The 24,024-nt window shown below is 62.8% G+C and carries 24 protein-coding genes; 21 read left to right on the top strand and 3 right to left on the bottom strand.

Features of this window, described 5'->3' with window-relative positions:
• The first annotated feature begins 2 nt into the window (after positions 1-2).
• From JQ558_RS26845 to JQ558_RS26825, 5 genes are all read left to right on the top strand, one after another.
• Entirely contained in the window at positions 3-332 is a 330-nt protein-coding gene (locus tag JQ558_RS26845; protein WP_212036957.1) for an XdhC family protein, read from the top strand.
• Positions 329-1,033 carry an XdhC family protein gene (locus JQ558_RS26840; protein WP_212295665.1) on the top strand — a complete coding sequence of 235 codons (705 nt, stop codon included), beginning with the start codon at positions 329-331 and terminating at the stop codon, positions 1,031-1,033. The genes JQ558_RS26845 and JQ558_RS26840 overlap by 4 nt, the downstream gene beginning before the upstream one ends.
• Entirely contained in the window at positions 1,030-2,634 is a 1,605-nt protein-coding gene (locus JQ558_RS26835; RefSeq protein WP_212295664.1) for an NTP transferase domain-containing protein, read from the top strand. The genes JQ558_RS26840 and JQ558_RS26835 overlap by 4 nt, the downstream gene beginning before the upstream one ends.
• A 247-nt stretch (positions 2,635-2,881) precedes the next feature.
• Positions 2,882-3,271, top strand: coding sequence for a DUF4189 domain-containing protein (locus JQ558_RS26830; protein WP_409363368.1), 390 nt, complete (start codon positions 2,882-2,884; stop codon positions 3,269-3,271).
• 159 nt (positions 3,272-3,430) lie between these two features.
• Positions 3,431-3,841, top strand: a complete 411-nt coding sequence (locus tag JQ558_RS26825) for a DUF2000 family protein (RefSeq protein WP_212204635.1) — start codon at positions 3,431-3,433, stop codon at positions 3,839-3,841.
• A 161-nt stretch (positions 3,842-4,002) separates the two neighbouring features.
• On the opposite strand, the gene JQ558_RS26820 is transcribed toward JQ558_RS26825, so the two are convergent.
• Entirely contained in the window at positions 4,003-4,992 is a 990-nt protein-coding gene (locus tag JQ558_RS26820; protein WP_212204636.1) for a tripartite tricarboxylate transporter substrate binding protein, read from the bottom strand.
• Positions 4,993-5,405: 413 nt separating this feature from the next.
• Between JQ558_RS26820 and JQ558_RS26815 the strand changes: the two genes are divergently transcribed.
• From JQ558_RS26815 to JQ558_RS26790, 6 genes are all read left to right on the top strand, one after another.
• Entirely contained in the window at positions 5,406-6,140 is a 735-nt protein-coding gene (locus JQ558_RS26815) for a TetR/AcrR family transcriptional regulator (protein WP_212204640.1), read from the top strand.
• The gene (locus JQ558_RS26810; RefSeq protein ID WP_212204642.1) at positions 6,137-6,922 is read left to right on the top strand and encodes an HlyD family secretion protein; all 786 of its coding nucleotides are present in this window, start codon (positions 6,137-6,139) and stop codon (positions 6,920-6,922) included. The genes JQ558_RS26815 and JQ558_RS26810 overlap by 4 nt, the downstream gene beginning before the upstream one ends.
• Positions 6,919-7,863: an ABC transporter ATP-binding protein gene (locus tag JQ558_RS26805; RefSeq protein ID WP_212295663.1), complete on the top strand. Its 945-nt coding sequence runs from the start codon at positions 6,919-6,921 to the stop codon at positions 7,861-7,863. The genes JQ558_RS26810 and JQ558_RS26805 overlap by 4 nt, the downstream gene beginning before the upstream one ends.
• Positions 7,860-9,026, top strand: coding sequence for an ABC transporter permease (locus JQ558_RS26800; protein ID WP_212204660.1), 1,167 nt, complete (start codon positions 7,860-7,862; stop codon positions 9,024-9,026). Before JQ558_RS26805 ends, JQ558_RS26800 begins: the two co-directional genes overlap by 4 nt.
• Before the next feature lie 112 nt (positions 9,027-9,138).
• On the top strand, positions 9,139-10,446 hold the full coding sequence (locus tag JQ558_RS26795; protein WP_212295662.1) for an adenylate/guanylate cyclase domain-containing protein: 1,308 nt from the start codon (positions 9,139-9,141) through the stop codon (positions 10,444-10,446).
• 9 nt (positions 10,447-10,455) lie between these two features.
• A complete protein-coding gene (locus JQ558_RS26790; protein WP_212295661.1) occupies positions 10,456-11,370 on the top strand; it encodes a PhzF family phenazine biosynthesis protein in 915 nt (304 codons plus the stop codon).
• Positions 11,371-11,479: 109 nt separating this feature from the next.
• On the opposite strand, the gene JQ558_RS26785 is transcribed toward JQ558_RS26790, so the two are convergent.
• Positions 11,480-11,941 carry a DUF488 family protein gene (locus JQ558_RS26785; RefSeq protein WP_212295660.1) on the bottom strand — a complete coding sequence of 154 codons (462 nt, stop codon included), beginning with the start codon at positions 11,939-11,941 and terminating at the stop codon, positions 11,480-11,482.
• 181 nt (positions 11,942-12,122) lie between these two features.
• Here JQ558_RS26785 and JQ558_RS26780 point away from each other — a divergent pair, with 181 nt between their 5' ends.
• A complete protein-coding gene (locus tag JQ558_RS26780) occupies positions 12,123-13,097 on the top strand; it encodes a tripartite tricarboxylate transporter substrate binding protein (protein ID WP_212295659.1) in 975 nt (324 codons plus the stop codon).
• 68 nt (positions 13,098-13,165) lie between these two features.
• Here JQ558_RS26780 and JQ558_RS26775 read toward each other — a convergent pair whose 3' ends face one another.
• Positions 13,166-13,990, bottom strand: a complete 825-nt coding sequence (locus tag JQ558_RS26775) for a DUF72 domain-containing protein (protein ID WP_212295658.1) — start codon at positions 13,988-13,990, stop codon at positions 13,166-13,168.
• A 346-nt stretch (positions 13,991-14,336) separates the two neighbouring features.
• Between JQ558_RS26775 and JQ558_RS26770 the strand changes: the two genes are divergently transcribed.
• From JQ558_RS26770 to JQ558_RS26730, 9 genes are all read left to right on the top strand, one after another.
• Complete coding sequence (locus tag JQ558_RS26770) at positions 14,337-15,059, top strand: Crp/Fnr family transcriptional regulator (RefSeq protein WP_249119479.1); 723 nt, start codon at positions 14,337-14,339, stop codon at positions 15,057-15,059.
• A gap of 524 nt (positions 15,060-15,583) precedes the next feature.
• On the top strand, positions 15,584-17,020 hold the full coding sequence (locus JQ558_RS26765; RefSeq protein WP_212295656.1) for an ABC transporter substrate-binding protein: 1,437 nt from the start codon (positions 15,584-15,586) through the stop codon (positions 17,018-17,020).
• A gap of 9 nt (positions 17,021-17,029) precedes the next feature.
• Positions 17,030-18,007, top strand: coding sequence for an ABC transporter permease (locus JQ558_RS26760; RefSeq protein WP_249142648.1), 978 nt, complete (start codon positions 17,030-17,032; stop codon positions 18,005-18,007).
• A 2-nt stretch (positions 18,008-18,009) separates the two neighbouring features.
• Complete coding sequence (locus JQ558_RS26755) at positions 18,010-18,882, top strand: ABC transporter ATP-binding protein (RefSeq protein ID WP_409410587.1); 873 nt, start codon at positions 18,010-18,012, stop codon at positions 18,880-18,882.
• A gap of 129 nt (positions 18,883-19,011) precedes the next feature.
• Positions 19,012-20,379 (top strand): arylsulfatase, encoded by a 1,368-nt coding sequence (locus JQ558_RS26750; RefSeq protein WP_249119459.1) that lies wholly within the window; start codon positions 19,012-19,014, stop codon positions 20,377-20,379.
• A gap of 134 nt (positions 20,380-20,513) precedes the next feature.
• A complete protein-coding gene (locus JQ558_RS26745; protein ID WP_212295654.1) occupies positions 20,514-21,392 on the top strand; it encodes a formylglycine-generating enzyme family protein in 879 nt (292 codons plus the stop codon).
• 62 nt (positions 21,393-21,454) lie between these two features.
• Positions 21,455-22,966, top strand: coding sequence for a SulP family inorganic anion transporter (locus tag JQ558_RS26740; protein ID WP_212295653.1), 1,512 nt, complete (start codon positions 21,455-21,457; stop codon positions 22,964-22,966).
• Positions 22,967-23,288: 322 nt separating this feature from the next.
• A complete protein-coding gene (locus tag JQ558_RS26735; protein ID WP_212204688.1) occupies positions 23,289-23,645 on the top strand; it encodes a hypothetical protein in 357 nt (118 codons plus the stop codon).
• An 81-nt stretch (positions 23,646-23,726) separates the two neighbouring features.
• Entirely contained in the window at positions 23,727-23,921 is a 195-nt protein-coding gene (locus JQ558_RS26730; RefSeq protein ID WP_192734088.1) for a hypothetical protein, read from the top strand.
• The last annotated feature ends 103 nt before the right edge of the window (positions 23,922-24,024 follow it).

The raw sequence follows: 24,024 nt of genomic DNA, 5'->3' as shown, positions 1-24,024 counted from the left end.
CTATGCTCAATCGCGACGAAGACATCCTGCAGGCCGCCGAGGCCTGGCAAAAGGCCGGTCATGGGGTTGCCCTGGCGACCGTGGTCGAAACCTGGGGCTCGGCGCCGCGCCCGGCCGGCTCCAGCCTGGTCATCAATGACGACGGCACGTTCCTGGGCTCGGTGTCAGGCGGCTGCGTCGAAGGCGCTGTCGTCACCGAGGCGCTCGACGTGATCGCGAGCGGCCAGCCCAAAATGCTGGAATTCGGCGTGGCCGACGAGACCGCCTGGAATGTCGGGCTAAGCTGCGGCGGCACCATCCGTGTCTTCGTCGAGAAGGTAGCGCAGTCGTGAAGCTCCAAACTCTTTCCGAAGTGAACATCGAGCGCGCCGCGCGGCGGCCGGTGATCGTGATCACCGATACCGCCAATGGCGACCAGCGCCTCGTAAAAGCAAAAGACATCGCGACCGATCCCCTGCGCGGCGAGCTTTCAAAGCAATTGCGCATGGGCAAGAGCGGCATGATCGAGGCTGCCGGCAAAAAGCTGTTCCTCAATGTCTACGCACCGACCGCACGGCTCGTGATCGTCGGTGCGGTCCATATCAGCCAGGCGCTGGCGCCTCTGGCGCGTTCGCTGGATTATGATGTCACGGTGGTCGATCCGCGTACCGCGTTCGCCAGCCCCGAGCGTTTTCCGGATGTGCCTTTGATCGCCGAATGGCCCGACGTGGCGCTGCCGCCGCTCAATGTCGATCACTACACGGCATTCGTCGCGGTCACGCACGATCCCAAGATCGACGACCCGGCGCTGCTGCATGCCTTTGCGCGCGACTGCTTCTATATCGGCGCGCTCGGCTCGCGAAAGACGCATGCCAAGCGTGCCGAGCGGTTGAAGGCGCAGGGTGCGTCCGATGCCGACATCGCGCGCATCCATGCGCCGATCGGGCTGAACATCGGCGCGGTGTCGCCGTCGGAAATCGCGGTCTCGATCATGGCCGAGATTACCGCCGAACTGCGGCTGCCGAAGGAAAATGTGAAAGAGCAGGCGGCATGAAGTTCGGCCCCGCCAGTCCGGCCGACGCGATTGGCGGCGTCACCGTGCATACGCTGCGCCAGGGCGCGCTGGTGCTCAAGAAGGGCACGACGATTGGCCCTGGCGAAGTCGAGGCGCTGACCAGGGCCGGCGTCAAGGAAATCGTCGTGGTGCGACTGGAAGACGGCGACGTCTCCGAAGATGTCGCGGCCGCCAGCATCGCGCAGGCGGTGGCGGGCGAGGGCGTCAATGTCGAGCGCGCCTTTACCGGCCGTTCCAATCTGTTCGCCGCCCAAGCCGGCGTGCTGGTGGTCGACCGCGCTGCGGTCGACCGCATCAACGGCGTCGATGAAGCCATTACCTTTGCAACCCTTGCCGCCTTCAAGCCGGTGGTCGAAGGCGAGATGATCGCGACCGTCAAGCTCATTCCATTCGGCGTCGAAGCGAAACTGCGCGACGCCGCCGTTGCCGTCGCAGGCAAGGGCGCGCTGCGGATTGCGCCCTATAGCATCAAGCGCGTCGGCGTGGTCTCGACCCTGCTGCCGGGGCTGGCGCCGAAGGTGATCGAGAAAACGCTGCGCGTCACCGCCGAGCGCCTGGCGCCGGCGGGCGCCAGCATCATCGCCGAGCGGCGCGTACCGCATGACGAGACCGTGCTCGCCGCCTCGATCAAGGAGTTGCTCGGTTTCGGCGCCGAACTCGTGATCGTTTTCGGCGCATCCGCGATCGCGGACCGCCGCGACGTGATCCCGGCCGCGATCACTGAAATCGGCGGCGCGATCGAGCATTTCGGCATGCCGGTCGATCCCGGCAATCTGCTGCTGATCGGCAGCGCCGGCGGCGTGCCGGTATTGGGCGCGCCGGGCTGCGCGCGCTCGCCGGTCGAGAACGGATTCGACTGGGTGCTGATGCGCCTGCTCGCAGGCCTGAAGGTGACGCGCGCCGAACTCACCGGCATGGGCGTCGGTGGCCTGTTGATGGAAATCGTCACAAGACCGCAGCCGCGCACCGTTGCCGACACCGAAGCCAGCCGCAACGTCGCGGCCATCGTGCTGGCGGCGGGACGTTCGACCCGGATGGGCGGACCCAACAAGCTGCTCGCCGAACTCGACGGCAACAAGCTGGTGCGGACCGTGACCGAGCACGCGCTGGCCTCGAAGGCGATGGAGGTGATCGTCGTCACCGGCCATCAGGCCGATCTGGTCGAGCAGGCACTGGCCGGTTTGAGAGTGAAATTCGTGCGCAATCCGGATTTCGCCGGCGGTCTTGCAAGCTCGGTCAAAGCGGGTATCGCGGCGGTGCCCGCGAATGCCGACGGCGCGCTGGTGTGCCTCGGCGACATGCCGCTGATCGATGCCAAACTGATCGACCGGCTGATCGAGGCGTTCGAGCCGGATCGGGGGCATCTGATCGCAGTCCCGGTCAGCGACGGCCGGCGCGGCAACCCGGTGCTGTGGTCGCGGCGTTTCTTCCGCGAATTGATGACGCTGGATGGCGACGTCGGCGCCCGCCACCTCATCGCCAAGCACGCCGAGGCTGTGGCCGAAGTCCCGGTCGAGGGCGAAAGCGCGTTTCTCGATATCGACACCCCTCAGGCGCTGGAAGCGGCGCGCAGGTCCTAGCCGAACCCTATCCACGTCGTCCCGGCTTTGAGCCGGGACCCATACCGCGTTGTGCTATCGGCTGAAGCAAGGTGGCCGACACCTCCTACAATCACAACCGCCGCGGCGTATGGGTCCCGGCTCAAGGCCGGGACGACAAACCGATAGATCGGTTGTTATCCCACCCCCCGAATTCAACCTTCCGTTCACCAAGTCTCAACTCCCTCCCGGCTAGATTCCGCCCGCTGTCTTGGGGATGGGGATCTTGATCGTTTCGACCGCTGCCGCGCAGCGCCGCGCGCTGTTTATTCTCGCGCTCACTTTGGTGATCGGCGCGTCGCGTTTCGTCACTGAAAGCTGGGCGGCCGGCGCGTTGGCGGTCGGCAAATGCGGCGCCTATGGCCAGGCCTATGACTATCCCGCCGAAGAGACCGCGCGGGCCGCTGCGCTGAAGCAATGCAAGGGCGACTGCACCGCCGTGACCATGAAGCGCGCCTGCGCCGCGTTCGCGATCGACATGGCCAAGCCCTGCGGCGCCCACGGCTACGCCGTGAAGCCGAAAATTTCGAGCTCGCTCAACGCCGCAACCAAGAAGTGCTACGAATTCGGCGGCAAGGAATGCGTGATCCGCGCGTGGGCCTGCGACGCCAAGGGGTGATATACTGACCTCATCCTGATACGATGGCCTCATCCTGAGGAGCGCGCCCTTGCGCGCGTCTCGAAGGATGGAGACGGGCTCCCATGGTTCGAGACGGCGCTACGCGCCTCCTCACCATGAGGGATTGAGTTCTCTGGAATTCCTGGAGTGAAGTTTTCCATGCAATTCGACACTAAAATCGCGGTCGTGATCCGGACCGATCTTGAACCGTGGCAGAAGCTCAACGTGGCCTCGTTCCTGGCTGGCGGCATTGCCGCTTCGTTTCCCGAATGCATCGGTGAGCCCTATGGCGACGGCTCTGGCACCAAATATCTGTCGCTGATCGGCCAGCCGATCCTGATCTATGGCGCCGATCGCGCCGCGCTGTCGCGCGCGCTCGAACGCGCGCTGGCACGGGACGTGACGCCTGCGGTCTATACCGAGGACATGTTCAAGACCACGCATGACGCCGCCAACCGCGAAGTGGTGAAAGCGGTGATCCGCGCCGAACTCAATCTCGTGGGGCTCGCCATGCGCGCCGAGCGCAAGGTGATCGACAAGATCGTCGACGGGCTGAAGTTTCACAGCTAGGAAGCGTCGAACTTGGAGCGTTGCTGCCAGGCGGAATCGCCGGCGCCGCCCCATGCGTCCTTTGGAGAGGATCATCCTCACCTCAGGCCGCTAGGGTACGCCAAACGAGGCCGACCATCTGTGCCGGATTTCACGGTTCCGGCAAGATGGCTGCGGCCAATTCAGGCCGGCGGCAAACCGAGCGCCTGTCCGGCCTCGATCCAGACCGGCAATTCGCGCTGATACAAGGCGTTGCTTTCCTTGAAGCCGATCGCCGGTTCGAGCACGAAGGTAGACAGAATTTCCTTCACCTTCGGATCATTATTGGCCGCCACGCAGAGTTCGGACAACCGGTCGACGATCGGCTGCGGCGTCGCCTTCGGCACCGCCCAGCCCGAGAAGCCGCTCACGGTGAAGAATTTCGAGGTCGCGCCGAGTTCAGGCAGCGTCTTGACGTGCGGGATCGCATCGACCTTCTTGGAATGCACCGCGAACACGACGCCGGCGTTGCTTTGCAGCACGGATTGCGCGGCCGTGTAGCTGCCCATCGCGACGTCGAGGGTGCCGTCCGCGATGCCCGTCCACATCGGCGCTTCACCCCGGTAGTGGATCGGCTCGATGTTGAGACCATACTGCTTGTTGAGTTCATTGATGGTGATGTGCGGGGATGAGCCGGCGCTGTAGGTGCCGAAGTTCATCTTGCCGCTCTTGCGCGCGAAAGCGACGAAGTCGTCGAATGTCTTGATGCCGGATTTCGTGCTCGCGACCAGCAGCAGCCCGGCGCCCGGGATGATGCTGACGAGCGCCAGGTCCTTGTCCATGTCATAGCCGGGGTTCTTCATCATGACCCGGTTCATCACGAAGGTCGTCGAGATCGAGCACAGGATGGTGTGGCCATCCGGCTCCGCGCGCGCGACTTCCTGGGCGCCGATCGAACCGGAGGCGCCTGCCTTGTTTTCGATGACGACGGTCTTGCCCACTTGCCTCGAGATGTAATCGCCGAAGCCGCGCGCCAACAGGTCGGTCTGCCCGCCCGCCGGGTAGCTGCAGACCATCCGGATTTGCCGCGACGGCCACGCGCCCTGCGCCGACGCCCCGCGCAACAGGAACGGCGCCGCGGCGGCGGCGGTACCGGCAGCGATGAAGTGGCGGCGATTGAATTTCGTTGACATGATTCCTCCCTGAATTGGCGGAGAGGGTATCGCATCGTCGGGCTTCCGCCATGCGCGAAAGGCGGGACAGATTGGCGCAGCGGCGTAGTGGTGTGCTTCTTTGCATGATTAGCGCACGAGCCTGCGGGTGCAGCGTGCACCCGGTATCCCCTGCGCTCTCATCGAGGATGATCGATTGCCAAAAATTCGGACATGTCGTGCCGCGAGAAGGCGGACGCACATCCAGTTGTCGTCACCCGCGAAGGCGGGTGATCCAGTATTCCAGAGACGTCAGCGATAGAACCGAGGAGCCGCGGCGTACTGGATACCCCGCATGCGCGGGGTATGACGGCGGAGGGGGACTCACGGCGACGTGAAAATGACGGCTTCAATGCGGGATTGACAATGACTGACCAGTCAGTCATATATAAATCATGAGCAAAATACGCCCCAACACCCCACGCCCGACCAAGCCCGCCAAAAAGCGGGTTGTGAGCCGGGCTGCCGACGCCAGGACGCCAAAGGTGGTCTCGGCGAAGGTTGAGCCCTCAAAGCCCGCTTCGAACCGGGCCGAACGCGCCGCCGAGCGCCGCGAGGCCATTATCGAGGCGGCGATGGATGAATTCATCGCGCGAGGCTTTGCGGCCACAAGGCTCGACGACGTCGCCAAGCGGGCAGGCGTCGCCAAGGGCACGATCTATCTGCACTTCAAGGACAAGGAAGCGCTGTTCGAGGAATTGATCAGGACGGCGATCGTTCCGGTGGTCAACCGTCTTGCTACGGCGGGGCCGCCGCCGGCCGGTGCCTCGATCCGCGACATGGTGGAGAATTTCGCCCGGGCGTTCATCCATGACGTGGTGACGACGCGGCGCGGCGACATCGTGCGCCTGATCGTTGCCGAAGGGCCGCGATTCCCCGAAATCGCCGATTTCTACTACCGCGAAGTGGTCTCGAAGGGGATCGCCGGCATGCGCGCGCTGATCGAACTCGGCGTCATCAGGGGCGAAATCCAGCAGAAGGATTTGGCGCGCTTTCCGCAGATCCTGGTAGCGCCCGCCATCGTCGCGATCATCTGGCAAAGCCTGTTCAGCAAACACGCGCCACTCGATGCGAACGAGATGTTTCGCGTTCATCTCGATCTGATTTTTGGCGAGCGGAGGACGACATGACCTCGTCGCGGATAACGAGCCTTTTCGCCGCGCTCGTGCTGGCCGCCGTGCTGGCCGGCTGCAAGGAGCGCAAGGATCCCGGCTTTCAGGGTTGGGTCGAAGCCGACATGATCTTCGTCAGCCCCGACGAATCCGGGCGCGTGACCAAGCTCAGCGTGCGGGAGGGCGACGAGGTGAAACCCGGCATGCAGATTTATTCGGTCGATGACGATCTGCAGAAGGCCGATCTCAACCAGAACAATGCGACGCTGGCCAATGCTCAGCAGACCTATGACCGCGCGGCATCGCTAAGCAAGACCGGTTCGGGCACCCAGGCCAATCTCGACTCCGCGGTCTCGGCGCTGCGCGTGGCGGAGGCGCGCGTCAACACTTCGCAGACGCGGCTGGCCCGGCGCAACGGTTTCGCGCCGGTCTCCGGCACCGTTCAGCAGATATATTTCCGCGAAGGCGAGATGGTGCCGGCGCAGCGGCCGGTGCTGTCGATCATGCCGCCCGGCAACATGAAGCTGCGTTTCTTCGTGCCGGAGACGCAATTGCCGAAGCTTGCGATCGGCGACGAGGTCAAGGTGACCTGCGACAATTGCGCGGCGGATCTCACCGCAAAGATCTACTTCATCGCGACGACGGCGGAATATACCCCGCCGGTCATCTACAGCCTCGATGAACGCAACAAGCTCGTCTATTTGATCCAGGCGCGACCGAACAAGCCGGCCAGTCTGCGCGTCGGCCAGCCGATCAGCGTGTTCGTCAATGCGCCGATACCGGTGGCGGACAAGCGATGAATTCAGCCCCATCGACCGCGCCGGATGTTGCCATCAATGTCGAGGGTCTGTCGAAATCGTTTGGCGGCCGAGCGGTCGTGCAAAACCTCTCGATGCAGGTCAAGCGCGGCTCGATCTATGGCTTCCTCGGCCCCAACGGCTCCGGCAAGACCACGACCATCCGCATGCTCTGCGGCCTGCTGACGCCGGATTCCGGCGAGGGCACCTGCCTCGGCTACGACATCCGCCGCGAGGCGGACAAGATCAAGCGCCAGGTCGGCTACATGACGCAGCGCTTCAGCCTGTATCAGGATCTCTCGGTACGCGAAAACCTGGAGTTCGTGGCGCGGCTCTATGGCCTGCCCAACGCGCGGCAAGCGGCGCGCGACATGATCCAGCGCATCGGCCTGAGCGGCCGCGAGGGACAGCTTGCCGGCGAGCTTTCCGGCGGCTGGAAGCAGCGGCTGGCGCTCGGCGCCTGCACGCTGCCCAACCCGCAATTGCTGCTGCTGGACGAGCCGACCGCCGGTGTCGATCCCAAGGCGCGGCGCGATTTCTGGAACGAGATCCATGCGCTCGCAGCCGACGGCCTGACGGTGCTGGTCTCCACCCACTACATGGACGAGGCCGAGCGCTGTCACGAGATCGCCTATATCGCCTACGGCAATCTGTTGGCGCATGGCACGGTCGACGAGGTGATCGCGCAATCGGCGCTGTCGACCTGGACGGTCACGGGCGACGATCTCAATGGTCTTGCCGCTGAACTGTCAGGCAAGCCCGGCGTCGACATGGTGGCGCCGTTCGGCACCAGCCTGCACGTTTCCGGCCGCGACAAGGCCGCACTCGAATCCAGCGTCGCGTCCTACAGGGACAACAGGGGGTGGAACTGGCAGCATGGAGATCCGTCGCTGGAAGACGTGTTCATCGATCTGATGAGCCGCTCAAAGGACAATTTCCAATGACTACGACCGACACAAACAGCGCACGCCGCAATGTCCGGGAGCCGTCATTCGGCTTCTGGTGGCGCAGCTATGCGATGCTGGTGAAGGAATTCATCCAGCTCCGCCGCGACCGCGTTTCGTTCGCGATGATCGTGATGCTGCCGGTGATGCAACTCGTGCTGTTCGGCTTTGCGATCAACACCACGCCGCGCCATCTCCCGACCGCGGTGTTGCTGCAGGAAGACAGCGACCTGGCGCGCTCGATTCTCAAGGCGATGGAGAACACTGCCTATTTCCGCTTTACGCATGAGGTCCACAGCGTCGCCGAGTTCGACGACCTCCTGCAATCCGGCAAGGTGCTGTTCGGCGTCGAAATCCCGCGCGGCTTTGAGCGCGCGGTGCGGCGCGGCGATCACCCGGCATTGCTGGTCGCCGCCGATGCGACCGATCCGGTGGCGGCGGGCTCGGCGCTGGGCACGCTCAACGGCATCGTGCAGACCGCCTTGGCGCACGATCTGCAGGCGGGCGACCCGCCATCGACGCCGTTCGAGATCCGCGCCCATTCGCGCTACAACCCGGCGGCGTCCTCGCGGCTCAACATCGTGCCGGGCCTGGTCGGCACCATCCTGACCATGACCATGCTGATCTTCACGGCGCTTTCGGTGACCCGTGAGATCGAGCGCGGCACGATGGAGAGCCTGCTGTCGATGCCGATCAAGCCGGTCGAGGTGATGTTCGGAAAGATCATCCCTTACGTGATCGTCGGCTTCGTTCAGGCAACGCTGATCATCGGCATCGGCGTGTTGTTGTTCGGCGTACCCATTCTCGGCAGCCTGGCCACGCTTGCGCTGCTGACGACGCTGTTCATCACCACCAATCTTGCGATCGGCTACACCTTCTCGACCATCGTGCAGAACCAGTTGCAGGCGATGCAGCTGTCGATGATGTTCTTCCTGCCCAGCATTCTCTTGTCCGGCTTCATGTTTCCGTTCGCCGGCATGCCGAGATGGGCGCAATATATCGGCGAGTGCCTGCCGTTGACGCATTTCGTTCGCATCGTCCGCGCCATCATGCTGAAGGGCGCGACCATCCAGAATTTGCAGTACGACACCATTGCCCTCATTGCACTGATGCTTTTGGCGATGACGATCGCCGTGACCCGCTTCCGTCGCACGCTCGATTGATGCAGAATATGATACGCGACGTCATTCCGGGATGGTGCGCCAGCACCAGACCCGGAATCTCGAGATTCCGGGTTCGATGCTGCGCATCGCCCCGGAATGACAGGGTGGGGAAATGTTTGGTTTCTGGGGCAACACAAGCGAGAAGCCGGTGGTGTCGGCTGATTTTCAGCGCGCGCTGACGCAGCAGATCCTGCGCACCGAGCTGATCCGGATCAAGGCGCTGATCGGGACCACCGTCCTGATCGGGGTACTGATTCTCATTGTCCATGCCCTCGATCCCGATGCGATACAGAAGCTCTGGCATGGTCGCTTCGATCCGAGCGAGCTCTTCATCGTCCTGGTCCCGTTCGTTCTGTTTGAACTCTGGGTCCACTTTGTCATCACCCGGCACCTTGGCACGGACCATGACCTGCCGGTGTACCGGCGCTATATCGGTGCGCTGGTTGAAACCTCGATGCCGACGCTTGCTTTGGCGATGCATATCGACAGCATGGGCCCGGTGGACGCGCTCGGCTTCGCAGTGCCGCTGACCTATTTCATCTTCGTCATTCTGTCGACGCTGCGGCTGGATTTCTGGCTTTCGACCTTCACCGGATTTGTCGCCGCGGCCCAGTTGCTCGCCATGGCGATGCTCTATCATCGCGCCGGCAGCACCGATCCACCGCCGGATCTGTATTATCACTCGGTGCGCAGCGTCATCATCCTGATTTGCGGGATGCTGGCGGGCGCAGTCGGCGTTCAATTGCGCCGGCAGTTCGAAGCCAGCATTCTCGCCGCGACCGCGCGCGACCGCATCACCAACCTGTTCGGCCAGCACGTCTCGCCGCAGGTGGTCGAACGGTTGATGGCAGAGGGGGCGGCGACCGGCAGTGAAGTCCGGCGTGTCGCGGTCATGTTCGTCGATTTTCGCAGTTTTACCGCGGGTGCCAGCACCCGCACCCCACAGGAAGTGGTGGACCGCCTCGATGGTGCGTTTGCCGTGCTGGTCGACATCCTCGACCGCCACGGCGGGATCGTGAACAAGTTTCTGGGCGACGGCTTCCTGGCCCTGTTCGGCGCCCCGTTCGACGCGGGTAACGCCGCGCACCGCGCCGTGGCCGCCGCGCGCGAAATGCTTGAGGCGAACGAACGCGCCAACCAGGCGTCCAGCTGGCCGCTGCGCATCGGCATCGGCATTCACGTCGGCGAGGTCGTCGCCGGCAATATCGGCTCGCCGCGGCGCAAGGAATACACCGTGATCGGCGACACTGTGAATTTCGCAAGTCGGCTCGAGGCGCTGAACAAGGATTTCAATTCGCAGTTCCTGATCTCGGCGGCGGTTCACGACGCGCTCGGAGAGGAATGTCGCGATGCCGTCGCGCTCGGCGAGGTGCCGGTCAGAGGCTATGAGCGGCCAGTGACGGTCTGGAAAGTGGCATAGGAGATGGCAATGCAACGGCGTTACATCACCGTCGACGTGTTTACTGATCGCGCCTTCGGTGGCAATCCGCTTGCCGTGGTGCTCGACGCCGGCGGGCTTTCGACGGCGCAGATGCAGGCGATCGCCACCGAGTTCAATTATTCCGAGACCACCTTCGTGCTGCCGCCGGCCGACCGCGCCAATGACGCGCAGGTTCGTATCTTCACCGTGAACCGCGAGCTTCCGTTTGCCGGCCATCCCAATGTCGGAACCGCCTACGTGCTGGCGACGCAGGCCGCAAAACCGCCGGCGCGACTGCTGTTCGAGGAAGGGGCGGGTCTCGTCCCGGTCGAAATTGCGACCGAGCAGGGCAGGGTCGTCAGCACCGAATTCACCGCACCGCAGCCGCTGAAGCGGATGTCGCATCTTGACGCCGAACAGGCGGCTTCCTGTCTGTCGCTGTCGGCGAGCGACGTGAAGGTTGATCGGCATCCGCCGCAGATCATCTCGGTCGGGCTGGCGTTCCTCGCCGTCGAACTCACCTCACGCGAGGCGCTGCGCCGCGCGAGGCCGAATGCGGAGGGATTCGCGAAGACCTTCCCGTGCGATGGCAGCGATGCGGTCTATTTCTATACGCGCGACGTGCCGCCTGGCGAAAAACCCTGCGAGTTGCAGGCGCGGATGTTTCATCCCGGCGCCAGCGGGCTTTCCGAGGATCCCGCCACCGGCAGCGCCACCGCCGCTTGCGCGGCGCTGCTCGCGGACATCGATCTGTTGAAAGATGGCGAATTGAAACTAACGATCGGCCAGGGCGTCGACATGGGGCGGCCGAGCCTGTTGCTGACGCGCGTGCGCAAGCAAAACGGCGCAATTTCGTCGATCCATGTCGGCGGCGCCAGCGTGCAGATGATGGAAGGCACGTTCCGGCTGGCGGGCGAGGGGTAAGAGATTGGGCATCGTTCGTCATTGCGAGCGGAGCGAAGCAATCCATAGTGCGGCATATGCGGATGGATGGATTGCTTCGTCGCTTCGCTCCTCGCAATGACGGCTAAGGTCATACTTGTTTGGCCGTCAGATTCTCCACCTTCACGCCGTCGCGATCTTCGATGATCTCGGCGATCCATTGCCGGTGGCACTGCTGATGGTCGCGCTCGTAGCAGAGAATGCAGACCGGACCGGACTTCTTCACCAGCGCCGACAATTCGTCGAGTTCTTCCTTGGCCTGCGTGGTCTTCAGATGCGCGGAATAGATTTTGTGCAATAGATCGAACTTGCCGCTGCGCGCCGCCTCGCGGCCGGTCTTCGGCGTACCCAGCCCCTTCAGATGCAGATAGGAAATGCCACGCTCGTCAAGGCCGGCCGCGAGCTGGTTCTTGGAAAAGCCGGGCCGCCGCGACGCGGCCACCGCGCGCACGTCGACCAGCAGCTTGACGCCGGCGCTCTCCAGCTCATCGAGCACGGCCTTCGCCGGCGTCTGCTCATAACCGATGGTGAAGAGGCGATTCTTGCGTGCCATGTCGGTGTCCCGGCGCCGTTACGTCCCGACGTCAGGCTAAGTCACCCCGCAACGGATTTCCATAACCGCGGAGGTTATGCCGCAGCTGCCCGGCTGCCAGATGCGTTGCCGCCGGGGGCGCCATATCGCATAGTCGCGAAAACAGCGCCTGTTGATGGCCGGTTATATCGGGGGAAATACGATGCATGGATTTTGCCACTCGCTGGCGTGGATGGCCGCAGTCGCGCTGCTGGTTTGCGGCGGCGCGGCGCGGGCGCAGGGCACCTATCCCGACCGGCCCGTGAAAATCATCGTCCCGATCGGTCCCGGCGGCAGCTACGATCTGGTCGGGCGGCAGATTGCCGACGTGCTTGCGAAACGCATGGGGCAGGGCTTCGTGGTCGAGAACAAGCCCGGCGCCGGCACCGTCGTCGGGACGCAGGCCGCGAGCCAGAGCGAGCCGGACGGCTATACGCTTGTCGTCGGCGGGCTCTCCAACATGGCCTTTAATTCGGCGCTGTATTCCAAGCTCGGCTACGACCCACTGAAGGATTTTGTGCCGGTCGCGCTGGTCTACAAGTTCGGCTATGTGATGGTCGGCCGCAAGGATCTGCCGCAGCCCAAGCTGGCGGACATCGTCGCGGCGGCGAAAGCCAGTCCGGGCTCGATCTCGGTGGCGACCGCCGGCGTCGGTACCGGTCAGCAACTGGTGGCGGCGGCCTTCATGAAAGCCGCGGGCGTGAAGCTGCTGGAAGTGCCCTACAAGGGCTCGCCGCCCGCTTTCACCGATCTGCTGGCGGGCCGCATCGATCTGTTCTTCGACTCGATGGCGGCAGGCCTCCCCCATGTGCAGTCCGGGCAGGCGAAGGGCATCGCCGTGCTGGCGTCCAAACGCAGCCCGCTGGCGCCTGACGTGCCGACGATGTCGGAAGCCGGCGTTCCCGGGCTCGATGTCGATTCCTGGCTTGGAATCTTTGCGCCCGCCAAAACGCCGCCGGAGGTGATCGCAAAACTGCGCCGCGATATCCGCGCCTCGTTGCCCGATCTCAAGGAGCGCTTCGAGAAGAGCGGCGGCGAAGTCTGGGACCTGCCCGACGACAAGCTCAATGCCTTTGTCGCGTCCGAATACGAGACCTGGACCAAGCTGATCCGCGAGGCCGGCATCAAGCTCGACTGACGAGGAGCGTTATTCCGAACGCGTTTTCTTTACGCGAACCGGGTCCACTTCGCTTGAAAACGCTATGCCTATTTCACCCGCTCGATCAACTCCATCGCGCCCGCGGGCGCGCGCACCTTGCCCTCGTGGATCACATAGGCGAAGACGTCGCGCGGCGTCTTCTTAGGCTTGGTCGCATCGACGCGCGGCAGGTCGTCGGGTTCACTTCCCGAAGCCCAGGCCTGAAACCGCTTCGCCCAGGCGTCGAGCTGTTTTGGCGGGTAGCAGGTCTTGAGTTCGTCATTGCCCTTCTGCAGCCGCGCATAGACGAAGTCGCTCGCGATGTCGGCAATACCAGGATACTTGCCGTGCTCGGCGAACACGACGGGCGTTTCAAACTTTCGCAGCAGCGCGATGAAATCGGGCACGCAAAAACTGTCGTGGCGGACCTCGACCACGTGACGCAGCGCGCGGCCTTCGAGCTTGCGCGGCAAGAGTTCGAGGAACTTGCCGAAATCGGCCTCGTCGAATTTCTTGGTCGGCGCGAATTGCCACAGCACGGGGCCCAGCCGGTCGCCGAGCTCAAGCACGCCTGAATCATAGAACCGCTTTACGGAGTCGCCGGCTTCCGCCAGCACGCGTCTGTTGGTGGCGAAGCGCGGTCCCTTCAACGAGAACACGAAACCGTCGGGCACCTCACGCGCCCATTTGCGAAAACTCTCCGGCTTCTGCGAACCGTAATAGGTGCCGTTGATCTCGATCGAGGTCAGCTTCGACGCGGCGTAGGACAACTCCTTCGCCTGCGTCAGCTTCTCTGGGTAAAATACACCGCGCCACGGCTCGAAGGTCCAGCCGCCGATGCCGATAAAAATGTTGCCGCCGTTCTTTGCGGACGATTTTGCAGGTTTGCTCACCGGGGACTCGTACGAAGGAGGGATGATTGCGGACCGATCTTAATCCAGATCGGGCCCAATTGGCCAGATTGCCGCAGGCAAAGATGAGCGTCCGGAAGTGCGGGATAGAAGCGGGGCGGGGCGGCGCGATATATGGACACGGACGCCGGTTCAGCCGACAATACAAGCAGAACTTGGCGCGCCAATTGCAGGCCTTTGCAATGTAGCAGGCCGTAGGCCCAGGAACTTTTCCGTTCATATCGACGCAGGTTCAAAGTTGGCTACGAGCGGATACATGACAGGCAAGCATCAACCATCGCAACGAGAGACCAAGGGCGGCGGGCAAGCCCAGTTCGGGGCCTTGCTGATGACCGATGGTGGAACGCAACGGAGCGGGCCGCCGTCGCTGTTCCATGGCCTCACCGAGTCCGAAATCGCGCAGGTGTTGGGCTCCGGAAAACGCAAAGTGCTCTACCGCGGCGCCCAGCTGTTCAGCCAGGGCAGTCCGCAGGACGGCATCTTCCTGATCGAGAGCGGCCGCATCAAGGTGTTCTACATCGCCCCGTCGGGCCGCGAGATCACGCTCGCCTATTGGCACTCCGGCAATTTCGTCGGCGGCCCCGAGGTCTTCAAGCAAGGCCTGCACATCTGGTCGGGGGTCGCCGCCGTCAACAGTACCGTGCTGCATTTGCCGGGCGATATCCTGCGTCGGATGGTGCTCACGATTCCCGCGCTCGCGATCGGAATCATCGAGGGCCTGACTTTCAAGGGTCAGTGCTATTCGGCACTCGCCCAGATGCTCGGGACGCGCTCGCCGACCGAAAGGCTGGCGCAACTGCTGCTGCATCTGATGAACCTGTACGGCGTTGAGGAGCGCGAGGGGTCGTTGATTGCGGCGTCATTCACGCATGCCGATCTCGCGCACATGACCGGTGTGACGCGCCAATCCGTCACCATCAGCCTGAAGCGATTTACCGAGCTGGGGATCCTGCACGCGCACGGCTCAAACCTCGTCATCAAGGACGCGGATAGGCTGAGCGATATCCGCGACGGCAAGCTCGCCAAGGCCGCGGTCTCTGACGACATCTGAGGCGAGGGACCAAGCGAGTCCCGCGTCAAACCGCCGCTGATATCGGCGGGCCTCCAGACGCCCGGCGGGCTGAGTCCCGTCTGGTTGCAATGACTAATTAATAGACATTTAGCCCGCCGGATAACCAAGACGGGCGCAAAATCTGTTCATTAATTGAGCATCCGCAAATTTCTTAGCAATAGGTTGCTGGTTCGAAGCGTTCGTCGTTTCGGATTCTGAGGAGGCCGTTCAGAACTTGCTGACCGGACGTGATCGCGTCCGTGATGGAAGCAAGCGAGTTAGCGGCAAATGACGCCTACCACTCCCTTCGTTAGCCACGCCCTTCGCGAACCGGGCCTTCGCGAACCGAAAGCCGTCCCCGCCGTCAGAATTGGTCTGATGGCATGTCGTTTGCACCATCAAGGTCATCAAGCCAGTCAGTCTGCTCAGCGCCGAGTAACCCTGCCGCCCTTCGCTGCGGCCGGGGGATTCAGCTTGGGCCATGCAAGTCACACCGCACAGTTAGGTTCGAAAGGATTTGTCTCATGAGCATCGGCCCTGCGTCTAAACTCTCTGGCTTCCTTCCTGTGATCGCCGCGGCAGCCATCGCATTGGCGCCCGGACAGGCGAGCGCGCAGACGCTCGAGATCGGGATCGGCACACAGAATACGACGACCAACACCGTGACCGGCGGCGTCGTGCTGAAGGAGCTTGGACTCCTGGAGAAGCACCTGCCGAAGACCGGCAAGTACAAGGACATCCAGTACAAGCTGAGCTGGCAGAACGCTACTTCCGGTCCGCCGATCACCAACGGCATGATGGCCAACAACATCCAGATCGGCATGATGGGTGACTACCCGTTGATGGTGAATGGCGCCACCGGGCAGGCGACCAAGAACGAAACGCAGCTCGTCGCGATCATCGCCTATAACGCCTATGGCGGCGGCAATGGCATCGTCGTCCACAAGGACTCGCCGTTCTACGAACTCGCCGATCTCAAGGGCAAGAACGTGTCGGTGCCGTTCGGGTCCGCCGCGCACGGCATGATGCTCACCTCGCTGCAGAAGCGCGGCCTGCCGCCCGATTTCTGGAGCCTGGTTTCGCAATCGCCGGAAGTCGGCACCACCAATCTGCAGGAAAAGCGTATCGACGCGCATGGCGACTTCGTGCCGTTCGCCGAACTGCTGCCGTTCAAAGGCTTTGCCCGCAAGATCTATGACGGCGCCGAAACCAAGGTGCCGACCTTCCACGGCGTCGTCGTGCGCAAGGATTTCGGCGAGAAATATCCGGAGATCGTGGTGGCCTACATCAAGGCGTTGATGGAGGCGAACGACTGGATGCGCAAGAACCCGAAGTTTGCGGCCGAGAAGATCGAGGAGTGGACCAAGATCAACAAGGAAGTGATCTACATCTTCCTGGGTCCCGGCGGGGTGCACACGCTCGATGCGACCATAAAGCCGAAATGGGTGGAAGCTGTCGGCGCCAACTACGCGATCCTGCAGAAGCTCAACATGATCAAGGAACTGAACATCGGCGCCTGGGTCAACGACAGCTATGTACGGACGACCTACAAGGAACTAGGGCTCGACTACGACAAGCAGCTCGCTTCGTATGACACCTATAACGTCACCGGCACCGATCCGGTCTGCAACGCGCCGGTCAACAATCCCCTGCAAACCGGCGAGATCTGGATCCAGGGCGGCGACATCGTGCCGTTCAGCTCACCGGTCTGCACGCTGCTCGGCGTGAAGAAGTACGGCTCCGAAGGCAAGAAGTTCAACGCCGTCTATCTGGTCGACCGCGAGCTCGGCATCAAGGTGTTCGCCGACGCCGCGTTCTATTCGGTCGGCGGCCAGGATCCGAAGAAGCCGGATGTCGTGCCGTTCCTGCTCAAGAAGGATGCGGAAGCCTATGCGGCCAAGAATGGCGGCAAGCTTGCCACCTATGCCGAAGTCCTCGGCGCCATCAACCTGGGGCAGTAGGGGAATCCGATGGGCAGCACGGCAACAGCCAAGATTGTGGCGCTCCCTATGGTCGACAAGCACGCCGATCCTGAGCCGGTGGCAGCGGAGGTGAAAGCCTCAGCAGCCCAAATGCCCGCAGCGGAAATTCCGGTGCCGGAACCGGAGCCGATCCCCACGGTCTCGCTGACCAAGGTGTTTCTGGGCCTGCTCGGATACGTGACTCGCGAGCGGATGGTCACGGCATTGCTTGCCTGCATCTCGATCGGGGCCCTGTTCCTGTTCTGGTATCTCGGCACCAAGTACAGGCTGGAATTCTACATCCGCTTCAAGAACGTTCCGACGCCCTATGAGGTATATCAGCAGCTGACGCAGGTCGGGCTGTCGAACAAATACCTCTTCAATATCGCCATGAGCGTGCGACGCATTCTGCTCGGCTTCATGATCGCGACGATCATCGGCGTGCCGCTCGGGCTGGCGATCGGCAAGTACCAGCGCGTGCGTGACTTCTTCATGCCTGTCGTCGAGATCACGCGGCCGATTCCGGCGATCGCCTGGGTGCCGATGTCGATCATGCTGTGGCCGAACAACGAGGCCAGCATCGTCTTCATTACCTTTATCGGCGCGTTCTTTCCGATCCTGCTCAACACCATTCACGGGGTCCATTCACTGGATGGCGTGCTGGTACGGGCGGCGCGCTGTCTCGGCGCCAGCGAGATCCGGCTGTTCATGAACGTGATCTTGCCTGGCTCGCTGCCGCACATCTTCACCGGTCTTGCCGTCGGGATGGGCGTGGCCTGGGTCTCGCTGATCGCCGCCGAGATGATCTCGGGCCAGTTCGGCGTCGGCTACTTCACCTGGGAAGCCTACTCACTGGTGGACTATCCCGCGATCGTGCTCGGCATGATCACGATCGGTGTCCTTGGACTGGCGTGCAGCGGCATCATCCGGATGGTTGGCGTCCTCCTGATGCCCTGGCTCGCATTCGCACCCGGAGGCCGGCGATGAGCATGACCATGACTGAAGCCGAAACCCACAAGGGCTTCATCGACGTTCGCGATATGGGCGTGACGTTCGGTGCCAACGACAACAAGGTCGTCGCCGTCGATAATGTCTCGCTCAACGTGCAGCCGGGCGAGTTCGTCTCGCTGATCGGGCCTTCCGGCTGCGGCAAGTCCACCTTGCTCAGCATCGTCGCCGGCTTCGTCAAGCCGACCCGCGGCGAGGCGTTGCTCGATGGCAAGGCGATCACCAAGCCCGGTTCAGACCGCGGCGTCGTGTTCCAGCAATACTCGCTGTTTCCGTGGCTGTCGGTCCGCAAGAATGTCGAGTTCGGCCTCAAGATGGCCGGGGTGGAGCAAAGCAAGCGCAACACCACGGCGCGGGCGCTGCTCGATCTGGCCGGGCTGCTCTCGTTCGAAGACCATTATCCGGACCAGCTGTCCGGCGGCATGAAGCAGCGTATCGGCATCGTCCGCGCGCTGGCGACCAGCCCGCAGGTTCTGCTGATGGACGAGCCGTTCGGCGCACTCGACACGCAGACGCGGGTCGTGATGCAGGAGATCCTCACCAACATCTGGCAGCAGTTCCGCATCTCGGTGCTGTTCATCACGCACGACATCGAGGAATCGATTTTCCTCTCCGACCGCATCTACGTCATGACCGCGCGGCCGGGCCGCATCAAGGCTGTCATCAAGGTGCCGCTGCCGCGGCCACGAACGGCCGAGATGACCGACACGCCGGAGTTCATGAACCTGGTTCAGGAGCTCAAGGGCCTGATCCGCGAAGAGTCGCTCGCCGCTATGGCGCCGGAGATCAAGGATCGAGGCCTATCTGGCTTTGGAATGAAAGTGGGACCGAAAGGAGTAGGCGAAATCTTCTGAAGTAACTTGAACGTCGCGGCCTGACAGGCGCGAACCCTAAAAATCGATCACAGCAATCAAGCACGGCCGCAAACAGGCGCGCGCGTCAACGATGACTCACGCCTGGCGTCCATCAAATCGGAGCATTCAATGGCAAAGAAACCAAACATTCTGTTTTTCCATGTCGACAATCTGGGCATGGGCGAACTCGGTTGCTACGGCGGCGGCATTCTGCGCGGCGCCGATACCAAGCGCATGGATCAGTTCGCAAAGGAAGGCGCGAAGCTGACGCACTACGTCGTCGAGCCGCAGTGCACGCCGACGCGTTCGGCGCTGATGACCGGCCGTTTCCCGATCCGCTCGGGCAACCACACCATCGCGCTCGGCGGCAATGGCGGCGGCATCGTCAAGTGGGAACGCACCATCGGCACCATCCTGTCGGATGCCGGCTATGCGACCTCGATCTACGGAAAATGGCACATCGGCGCCGAGGACGGCCGCTTCCCGACCGACCACGGCTTTGACGAATGGTACGGCCCGTTGCGCACCTATGACGAATGCATGTGGCTGACCGACCCGCATTATGTCGCGGAGCGCGACGGCTTCTCGCACATGCATGAAGGCGTCAAGGGCAAGGGTGCCTGGCCGCTGCTCGATGAGCAGCTCACCATGGACACCAAGAAGACCTGCGACCTCGAGTACCAGAAGCGTGCCATCAAGTTCATGGAAAAGTCCGTCAAGGCGGACAAGCCGTTCTACTGCTACTTCAACCACTCGCTGATGCACTTCCCGATGAGCCCGCGCGACGAATTCGTCGGCAAGAGCACCAATGGCGACTGGGGCGATTGCCTCTTGATGCTGGACCATGATTTCGGCGTGCTGCTCGACAAGCTCGACGAACTCGGCGTTCGCGACAACACCATCGTCGTGATGTGCGGTGACAACGGCGCCGAGGACCACCTCGCCGGCCGCGGCACCGGCGGCTTCTTCGACGGCTCGTATTTCAGCTCGGCGGAAGGCGGCATTCGTACGCCGCTGTTGATCCGCTGGCCGGGCCACATCAAGCCGGGCACCGAAAGCAACGAGATGGTTCATGTCACCGACATGTTCACGACGCTGCTGTCCATGACCGGCTGCGAGGCACCCAAGGATCGGCTGATCGACGGCGTCGACCAGAGCGAGTTCTTCCTCGGCAAGAAGGAAACGTCGAACCGCGAGTCCTGCATCGTCTGGCTCAAGGACGAACTGCACGCCGTGAAGTGGAAGGACTTCAAGATCAACTTCAAGCGGCAGCAGCACTTCCATGATCCGGAGCTGGCGCTCGGATTTGCCCGCATCACGCATCTGAAGGAAGACCCGAAGGAGCGTGACGCCGTCAACCAGCGCTACGTTCGCTGGTGGGTGATGCAGCACGCACAGCGCATCATCCGCGACTTCGAGGAGAGTGCCAAGAAGGAGGAACTGATTCCGCCGGGCGCGGCACTCGATTTCGTGCCGAAGCAGCGCCAGAAGGCTTGAGCACGATGTCTGCACCGACGATAGCGGCCGACGTCGCGCAGGGTGCAGCCGGCAATCGCCGGGGAGCGGGCTGCTGCTCGCTCCCTGGCAAACCAAACACAGGCGTGACGCCTGGCACAATCAACCGCGATTCCATGGTCTGGATCCCGGGCGGCTCTTTCCTGATGGGCTCCAACAGCTTCTATCGGGAGGAGCGCCCGGTGCGTCCTGCCTCCGTCGACGGTTTCTGGATCGACACCTATCCCGTCACCAATGCCGAGTTTCAAAAATTCGTCGAAGCGACCGGATACGTCACCTATTCCGAACGCCCGCCGAACCCTTCGATGTATCCCGACGCCGATCCGCAAATGCTGGTGCCGGGCTCGCTGGTGTTCAAGAAGCCCGATCGTCCGGTTAACCTGCGCAACAACCTCGCCTGGTGGGAATACAAACCCGGGGCCGACTGGCGGCATCCGCAGGGGCCGGAGAGTTCGATCGCAGGCTGCGAAAATCATCCGGTCGTGCATGTCGCCTATGAAGATGCGTTCGCTTATGCGGCGTGGGCCGGCAAGGAGCTTCCGACCGAGGCGGAGTGGGAATTCGCCGCGCGCGGCGGTCTGGAAGGGAAGGCCTATCCCTGGGGCGATGCCTCCAATCCGGACGGGCAGTTCATGGCCAATACCTGGCAGGGCCATTTCCCTTACCAGAATTCGGCCGACGACGGCTACGAGGGCACGTCGCCGGTCGATGCGTTTCCGGCCAACGGCTACGGCCTGTTTGACATGGTCGGCAACACCTGGGAGTGGACGTCGAGCCCGTATGGCGCCGAGCAGGAGCAGCAACAGCAATCGTGCTGCCATCCGAAGCCCGGTGACGACAAATCAGTGCGCCGCGTGGTGAAGGGCGGTTCGCATCTGTGCGCGCCGAATTATTGCCTGCGCTACCGGCCGTCGGCGCGCCAAGGCGAAACCGTCGATTCCTCCACCTGTCATATCGGCTTCCGCTGCGTCGTGCGTCAACCGCCGGGCACCTGACGAGAATCCCTTTCGCGACCGGCAAGGCCGGAGCACCGCCAAACATCTTTCGGAAGTTTCCCATGCAAGCCGCCAGCACAACGACCAACGCGCAACTCCAGTTTGAAGACTCGCCGTCGATCGGCGCGGTGCTGCGCGCGCCCAACCTGTTCGTCCGCGAGTCGCTGGCCGGCATTGTCACCGCGCTGGCGCTGATACCGGAGGTGATCTCGTTCTCCTTTGTCTCCGGTGTCGATCCCAAGGTGGCGCTGGTCTCTTCCATCGTGCTGTGCCTGGTGATGTCGGCGCTCGGTGGCCGACCTGCGATGGTCACGGCGGCGGCAGGCTCGATCGCGCTGGTGATCGGTCCGATGGTGAAGGTGCATGGCGTCGGCTACATCCTGCCGACCATCCTTTTTGCCGGCATCATCCAGATCGTCTTCGGGCTTGCCGGACTGGCACGGGTGATGCGCTTCGTTCCGCGTTCGGTGATGATCGGTTTTGTGAATGCGCTCGGCATTTTGATCTTCGCCGCACAGGTGCCTCACATCTTCAATGTGCCTTGGCTGGTCTATCCGCTGTTCGCGCTGACGATCGCCGTTGTCCTCATCATGCCCCGCTTCACTACGGCCGTGCCGGCGCCGCTGGTCGCCATCATCGTCGTGACCGCGATCGTGATGGTGGGGCATCTGACCGTACCCAATGTCGGCGGCGAGGGCGCCATGGCGCCGGGACTGCCGGGCCTTACGGCGTTTATCGTGCCACTCAACCTTCAGACGCTCAGCATCATCTGGCCGACCGCGCTCAGTGTCGCCTTTGTCGGCCTGCTGGAGACGCTGCTGACGGCCAAGCTGGTCGACGACCTGACCGACACCCGCTCGCACAAGGGCAAGGAGTCCTGGGCGCTCGGCGTCGCCAATATCGCGGCCGGGTTCTATGGCGGCATCGGCGGATGCGCGATGATCGCCCAGACCGTGGTCAACGTGAAGATCGGGCAGGGCCGCACCAGGATATCGACGGCGGTCGCCGCACTCGTGCTACTGGTGCTGGTCACCGCGCTGAGCGACCTGATGGCGCAAATTCCGATGGTGGCGCTCGCTGCCGTCATGATGATCGCAGCCCTCAAGACCATCGATTGGCACAGCATCACGCCGGCGACGCTGAGGCGCATGCCGATCCCGGAAACGCTGGTGATGGTCCTGACCGTTGCCGTCACGGTTGCCACCGGCAATCTCGCGATCGGGATCGCTGTCGGGGTATTGCTGGCGATGGTGTTGTTCGCGCGCCGGGTCGCCCATGTCATCCGGGCCGACCGCACGCTCAGCGAAGACGGCCTTTCGGTTCGCTATCACGTCCATGGGCCGCTGTTCTTCGGCAGCAGCAACGACCTCGTCGAGCGCTTCTCCTACGGCGCGGATCCCAAGCGCGTCATGATCGATCTCACTTATTCCCAGATCTGGGACGCTTCGAGCGTCGCGGCGCTGGATTCGATTGAAACCAAATACCGCGACCATGGCGCGTCAGTCACGTTCGTTGGGCTCGACCAGCGCAGCTCCTTGTTCCACGAGCGGCTGACCGGCCAGCTCGGCGCCTGAATTTCGGAACGCGGAACGAGAAGGAGCTTCCGATGATGATCTTCGAATGGCTGTCGACATTCGTCCGCAGGATGATGCGAAACTGGTCCGGCCGCTATCGGCCGGAGCGGCATTACATGCGCGGGGCCGGGCCGGCGTCAAAGCGAAGCGCGCGCCACGGCACAAGCTCCTGATATGCGTTGATCGCGGATCCGGCACCTTCTCCGACAGCTCGTACTCCGACCAGCCAAATCAATCGTGATTGGCCAATTCGCTGAATCCGTGCTGTGCACGCTTGCCTCGATCAGGGATCGGGCTACGCAAAACAAGAATGGAGAAAAGGATGCGCATCCTGATCGCCGCATTGGTCGTGATGACGAGTTTCCCTGTTCTCGCCGACGAGGTTGGTGAGGCGCGCAAATTGGCGGTTTCGGGGCGTGACGCCTACTGGAACTGCTTGGCCCGCGAGTATCCGCGGGAGAGCAACAAGAACATGCCGGAACAGGAATTTGGCGCCTTGATCGCAGCTGCCTGTGCGTCAGAGCGGCAGAATTTCCGGGTGGCGCTGGTCGGCTTTCTCGCGATCCAGTCCCCGGACAAGGATGCGGGCGCGAACCTGACGACGGCCAACGATGCCATCGCCTTCGCCCAGAAGGACATCGTGACGGCGTTCGCAAGGCGCAAAGCCGCGTCGAAGTAGCCAAGGCGGCTTTCGCCAGCCTATTCCACCATTCCGGCCTTCCGTGATATTGATTCCCGATCAGACGGGGGATTGTCGGGTATGAATTCTGAGTCGATAGCCGGTATCTTGGGTGCCATTGTCGCCTCGATCGTTTTGGTGGTTGCGATCGCCTATGGGCCGATCGGGCAGTTTGGCAAGCCGGCGCCGAAGCCCGCCGCCGTCCAGCAACCGTCCCAGATGGCGCCCGCGGCGCCCGCACCACGGGGACCGGTGATCCGGGAAGTGCCGAATTAACTGACGCAGGGCGAGGGGTTAGGCCACCCCTTGCGGAAGGCCCCTGGCATCCCTATCTTGCTCCTAACGGCGACGTTGAGCCTTAAGAAGCTCCGGCGCTGGG

The organism is Bradyrhizobium sp. AUGA SZCCT0160 (assembly GCF_018130105.1).
Lineage (GTDB): Bacteria > Pseudomonadota > Alphaproteobacteria > Rhizobiales > Xanthobacteraceae > Bradyrhizobium.
This window is presented reverse-complemented; position numbering and strand designations above follow the sequence as displayed.